This is a genomic window from Flavobacterium sp. (genome assembly GCF_023151265.1).
Taxonomy (GTDB): Bacteria; Bacteroidota; Bacteroidia; order Flavobacteriales; family Flavobacteriaceae; genus Flavobacterium.
Map to the genome: position 1 here is coordinate 1 of NZ_JAKLJH010000136.1, position 6,795 is coordinate 6,795.

Here is a 6,795-nt window from a genome sequence, read left to right on the forward strand (position 1 = left end):
CAAAGCTAAAAGAGCTATTTTAAAAAAATTATTTCTTTTCATATTTTAATAATTTAAGTTAATTAAGGAATGCAAATAATGCATCCCTTAATAAAAATTAATAACCTGTATTTTGTTGTTGTTGAAGTTGAAGATTTCCAGCTATTTCACTTTGAGGTATAGGGAATGTAAATCTGTAATCAGTTACAGGCAACGTTAAAGGAGTTGAATTAATAATATCGTCAGTAATATTTCTGTCAATACTAGTATTAGCTAAAGCTCCCAATCTCTTAATGTCAATATATCTATGACCTTCAAAACATAATTCTTTTCTTCTTTCCAATAGAATATCAGCCCAAGCAGCTTGTGCCGAACCATAAACTGGTAAAGGTTGAGCAACAGTGTTTCTAGCAGTTCTAATAGCTTGAATATAAGTAGCAGCTTGAACTAAATTAGGAGTCGCACCTCCAACTTCACACTCAGCAAGAATAAAATACATCTCAGACAATCTAAATAATTTAAGATCATTTCTAAGAGGCTGACTAGCTTTACCTGGATATTTATCAATTACTAAAACATCCGAATTAATATAATTTGGATTAGTAAGATAAGTCGCATCAACTGTTGAAGTACCATCAACAAAAGCGGTTCTTCTAATATCACCAGAAACAGAAGATAATTCATTAAATAAATTTCTTCCCATATCTAAAAAGGCACCACCTGTAGCTGTAGTAGTATTGAAGAAAAAATTTGAAGCTATATTACTCCAAGCACCTGCTGAAGGTCTAGAAGCAGCAAAAATAACTTCACCTTGAGATAAATCTCTCCACATTTGAGTATATTGAGCAGTACTTGACAATGATAAACCTGAACTATTAATTACCTCTTCAGCATATTGCTTAGCTAAAACATAATTTTTTCTGTATAAATACATTCTAGCTCTAATTGCGTTAACTAAATTTTGAGTAGCATACTTATAATTTACGGCAGATGATGAAAGATTATTTTCAGCAAATAATAAATCACTTTCCATTAAATTATAAATTTGAGAATTTGCAACTCTAGGCAATTTAGTATCAATAGTTGGAACGAAATCTAAAAGTAAAACACCTAAAGCATTATCATCAGACATATCTTCAGAATAAAATGTCATTAACTTTAAGTAAGCTAAGGCTCTTAAAGTTCTAGCTTCAGCTAAAATAGACTGCTTCTCTGCTTCATCAGTAGCATTATTAGTAACAACTAAATTAGAAACATCTATAAGTCTATTTACTCTATTAATAATAGTATAATTATTCAACCAAATCGCCTCAGCATATCCGTCATTAGCATTAAAAAAATATCTATGCAACTCTAAAGCCTGTCCTCCATTAGAAGGACCAACACCAACTTCATCAGTAAAAATTGAAGTAAAAGCAATTTCATTACCGATATCTACTCTACCATAAATATCACCATTAAGATATGACCTTAAATTAGCAACAGTTTTAAACGAGGTTTCGTTGTTAATTTCTCCATCTTGAACTATCTCAATTGCATCATCACAAGAAGCAGTAAAGATAACTATCAAGCTGAAAAACAACATTTTTTTTATTTTTTTCATAATTTAATAATTTTTTATTAATTAAAAACTTACACTAGCTCCAAATGAAATTGTCTTAGGATTTGGGAAGTTTGTAACAGATAAAGCAGTAGTAGCTTCTGGATCAAAACCTCTCCATTTTGTCCATGTTAACAAATTCTCACCTTGAACGTAAAAACGTAAATCACTAATTAAAGTGTTTTTCAAGAAATCTTTTGGGAAATTATATCCAAGATTAACACTTTTAAGACGTAAGAAAGATGAATCATATAAGAATCTATCAGAATCCCCAGAAAGAGCAGTATTTGCCGCTGACAATGAAGGAATATTAGATGTTTGATTTGTTGGCGTCCAAGCATTTAATAAATCAGCTGAAACGTTGTCATCACCAATAAAATCAGGATTATAAGCCCAAGTCAACTGGTTATCAATTCTCCATACATCATATTGATAAGAGAACAATGTATTTAGGAAGAAACCTTTATAATCAGCATTAAATCCAAAACCACCTTGATAAACTGGTAAATTACTTTTTCCTGTAGCTCTTCTATCATTAGCAGGATCAGGAGTTTCAGTTAAATTACCATCTGCATCTAAGAATAATAAATTACCATTAGCTGGGTTTACTCCAACATAAGGAATTAGATTCCATTCACGTACTATATTACCAACTTGTAATAACTGAGAAACACCACTTTGATCATTTTCTAACAATTCTGTAATCTCGTTCTTGTTATAAGAACCATTAGCAAAAACTGACAATCTTAAATCATCATTATTGATGATATTATATTTTAAACTTAACTCAATACCTTTGTTTACTAATTCACCATTGTTAGCAGAAAGAGCATAATTACCTGTTACAGCAGAAGTATTTACCGAATTAAATAAATCTGTAGTTACTTTTTTATAAACATCTAAATTACCTTCTAGTTTATTGTTAAAAACAATAAAGTCAAGACCAATATTTGATTGAGTAATTTTCTCCCAACCTAGGGTAGTGTTTGCTAACTGACCAGTGAAAATTCCAGGAATATTCTCATAACCATTACCTGTAGCATTTAAATCTCTCACTAAATTGGTAGCAGTCAATAGAGAAGGGAATCCGTAATTTGCAGCTTGGATATTTTGATTTCCGTTAGTTCCGTGAGAAGCTCTTAATTTTAACATATCAAAAATTGAACCTTCCATAAAACTTTCTTTATCAATATTCCATCTTCCTGAAACAGACCAAAAAGTACCCCACTTATTATCACCAACAAAACGGTAAGAAGCATCTCTTCTAATTAAAGCCGTAACACCATATTTTGAATTGTAATCATAATCCATCGTACCAAAATACGCAAGTGTACCACCATCTAACTTAGTACCTCCAACAGTTGAAATATAAGAGTTTGGAGTAGCAGGATTAAAAGCTACATAACCAGTCCCTGCACCAGGCACATAATTAAGAGCATTTAAACCATTCTGTCTTGAAGTTTTAGAAATATAATGAGCTTTTGTATATTCAAAAAACGCACCTAAGCTTAATTTATGAACATCTTTATAGGTCTTATTAAAATTTAAACTTGCAATATTAGTAAAAGTCAAATCTTTAACATTTGATCTATCCTCAAAACCACCAAATTGCTCACCTCTTGACTGAGCAACAACTAAAGCCAAATAAGACCAAGGAGCTCTTGCAAAAACACCATCACTATCTTTAACATCTAAACCAGATCTATTTCTTAAAGTTAAACTTGGAGTTAATTTATATCCAGCAGATAAGTTAACAATAGCAGAATTTTCAGTAAAGAAACTAGGAAGACTATTTGGTCTTAAAATATCCTGCAATACATAAGTATCATTAGCACCGCTAAAATCTTGACCAATACCAGCCAACAATTCAGCACCAGTATTATACGGACTAGAAGGTAAATAAGGAATACCCATTACACTACCATGAAGAGGATTTTGAATTGTATTATTATTTACACCATTATTTGTTTCTTGATTTAACTGATTTCTCTTAGAATGAGCTAAAGCAATTTGACTATCAAAAGTAAACTTGTCATTTTTTGATTTAGCCATAAGGTTATTTCTTAGAGAGAATCTTTTAAAATCAGTAGTAGGCACCAAACCACCTTGCGTAAAGTAACTTAATGAAGTATAAGAAGTAACATTTTCACCTCCAAAAGTAACACCTAAATTGTGTTGCTGAGTCACATCAACATTGAAAAACTCATCTCTCCAATCAGTATCGATAGCATAAGCAGCTATTTGATCGTCAGTCAACGTAACACCCAAACCACCATTTGTTGCTTTTCTTTTTTCAATAGTCAACAATTCTCTAGAATTAGACATATTGTATTTGTTTTTTGGCAACACATTAAAACCAGTAACAGCATCATACGTAAATTTAACCCCAGAGTTATATTTAGCATTCTTTGTCACAATCTGAATAACACCATTAGCTCCTTTGTTACCATAAATAGAAGTACCTGCAGCATCCCTTAAGACAGTTACAGACTCAATATCATTTTGATTTAAATTTCTAAACTGATTAGAAGTAGAAGGAATCCCATCAATAACAATCAAAGGATCTGTACTACCATTAATAGAAGAAGCACCTCTAATAAAACCATCAAATTTAGCAGAACCCGGAGAACCTGAAGAGGAAATCAAAGTTAAACCAGGAGAAGTTCCTTGCAAAGAAGCCAAAACAGAAGAGTTTGGTCTATTCTCTAATTTCTCAGAACTTACAACAGTAACAGCCATGTTGTTATCAACTTTAGTTTTTGTTCTGTCATAACCAGCAGAAACTACAACATCAGCCAATTCCATAGCTTTTAATTTTACATTGTAAACACTTTGATCACCAATTGTGATTTCCTGTTTAGTACCAACGTAAGAAACTTGTAAAACATCTCCTTTTTTTGCCTTGATAGAAAAATTCCCATCAAAATCTGTGGTTGTACCTTGAGACGTACCTTTAACAACCACTGTTGCACCCGCAACTGGCCCCAGTTCATCTGAAACCACCCCAGTCACTATCCTTTCTTGAGCAAAAGAAACGTGGACTGACAACACCATCAATAGTGTAAAAATCCATTTAAAACTTGATTTCATCATTATTATTTAAGTTAGTTATAATGCAAATATTATATATTTTTTTTGAAAAACCAAAATTATAAACAATTAATTTACGCCATATTGAAAAAAAAATTTTGAAAATTTTAACATTTAAAAAATAAAAAAAGCCTCTGAAAAATTAAATCTTTAGAGGCTTTTAAAAATTGAAAAATTAAAAAACAATTTTCTTTGATATTACTTGGTTATCACCTGTAAGAATCCGAACGATGTAAAGTCCTTGCTGTACAGTTTTCAAATCAATTAACCCTTCATTTTCCGTAGCTTGAGCACTATAAACCTGCCTACCATTAACATCAAAAACATCAAACACAAAAGGACTTGTTTTTCCCAACAAAGAGTAACCCAACGATTTGTCAAAATTTTTCGAAACCCAAACAAAATCATTAATTTCACCATTGTCATCAAAGCCAAGATTAGCATCAGCATCAATTCCAGTAACAATTAATGAATAATTTTGACTTCCTCCAACTAATGTATTTTTATGACTAACCGTAACTTGATAAACACCAGACGGAGAATCAATATCTACTCTTTCAATAGGATCAACATCATTATCACCTTTAACAGCAATTAAATTATCCCAATCTTTATTTAATTTCCAAGGCAAATAATCAACTCCTAGTTTAGTAACTTTTACATCCAAATCATTTATTAATCTTGGACTATTACTATCTAAAGTCCCATTAGGAATAATACCTCCTGGTCTATCCGTCCATGATACAGAAACTTTTAATGGTTCAGTACCAAGAGCCAATACATTAAACACATATGACTGATTATTGTTCAAAACTCTTTCCTCAACAATAGATTCTACAGTTCGTTCCTGCAACACCTCAACCATTTTAGCCGTATTAAGCAATCCCCATCCAAACATATGATCTGGACCATCTTCTGGACCTGCTTCATCAGCAGTATGTATTGCCAATCCCTTTAGTGTTGATGAATTTAAATAAGGAGCTCCAAAAAACTGTTGCACCAACAACAAAGAAGATGTAACAGATGGGGCCGCCATAGACGTTCCAGATAAAAACCCATAAGACGTATCACTCGTAAAAGTTGTAGAGTTTACATTAATTCCTTTGGCTACTATATCAGGCTTAATTCTAAAATCATCAGTAGGACCATAACTCGAAAAATTTGATATTAAAACACTAGATGGATTTAAATAATTCAAAACTTCAGAAACAGCACCAACAACTAATCCGTTTTTTGCAGTTTTATCACCACTTAATAAATCATTACCATTTTTTGTAGGATTTAAAGTCGCAAAACTATCTCTATCATTTCCAGCTGCATAAACTGGCAAATACTTAAAGTTATTAAAACAAACATTATCTACAGCATTTGAATCAGAAACATATGCACCAAAATACCAAAGAGGTAAAGATGTTGCATTTAAACCATATGAATGATTAGATATAATTAATCCAAAAGCCGCATAATCGTTCATTTCTTCAACATCATTACTCCAATCAAAAATCCAACCTTCAGCATTATACGCAATTCCTCTCCCAGACAATCCTACGGAACTTAAACCAGAAGACAAAACAGTTCCCGTTACGTGAGTAGAGTGATTACTTGGAGCCGTAGGACCATCTACAGCTAAAATTCTACTAATCCCACTAGAATTTTTAAAATCATTATGTGTTAATCTAGGATGATTTTGATCCCAAACACCTGCAATCATTCCATTACCAGATAAACTAAGCCCCATTCCGCCACCTGTGTAAAGCAAATTAGCTCTAGTGGTAATTGCCGAACCTTGATTATATATTCTATAGTACAATGGAATATTTCCATCAAACCTTACTAGTTCGCTTGTAGTTCCATCTGCATTATGTAACAAAACCGGAATACTTAAAGACTTCGCTTTGCTTAAAGTTCGTTCTTTCTCATTATTTGAATATCTTTCTGAATCAAAGGGAATTTTATCTTTTTTAGAGCTATATAGTTTAATAATTTCTTCTCTCTCTGAAAGACTTTGAGAAAAAATAAGTTGTCCAAAAAACAAAACTACAAATGCATAGTAGAATTTCATTTTCATATTTTTACTAGTTAAATTAATGTACAAACTTACAATTAATATAGCAAAAATAAAAAAA

The 6,795-nt window shown here is 31.7% G+C and carries 3 protein-coding genes; all 3 read right to left on the reverse strand.

Annotation, left to right across the window (positions count from 1 at the left end):
* Window positions 1-97 precede the first annotated feature (97 nt).
* Window positions 98-1,582 (reverse strand): RagB/SusD family nutrient uptake outer membrane protein, encoded by a 1,485-nt coding sequence (locus tag L6Q46_RS11510; RefSeq protein ID WP_291284425.1) that lies wholly within the window; start codon window positions 1,580-1,582, stop codon window positions 98-100.
* Window positions 1,583-1,603: 21 nt separating this feature from the next.
* The gene (locus L6Q46_RS11515) at window positions 1,604-4,669 is read right to left on the reverse strand and encodes a SusC/RagA family TonB-linked outer membrane protein (RefSeq protein WP_291284426.1); all 3,066 of its coding nucleotides are present in this window, start codon (window positions 4,667-4,669) and stop codon (window positions 1,604-1,606) included.
* Between the two features lie 175 nt (window positions 4,670-4,844).
* Window positions 4,845-6,795, reverse strand: a 1,951-nt coding sequence (locus tag L6Q46_RS11520; protein WP_291284427.1) for a S8 family serine peptidase, incomplete at its 5' end; no start/stop codon positions are given.

Excerpts from the sequence above, each read along its gene's own strand:
- L6Q46_RS11510 (WP_291284425.1), bottom strand. The coding sequence starts at position 1,582 with ATGAAAAAAATAAAAAAAATGTTGTTTTTCAGCTTGATAGTTATCTTT.
- L6Q46_RS11515 (WP_291284426.1), bottom strand. The coding sequence starts at position 4,669 with ATGAAATCAAGTTTTAAATGGATTTTTACACTATTGATGGTGTTGTCA.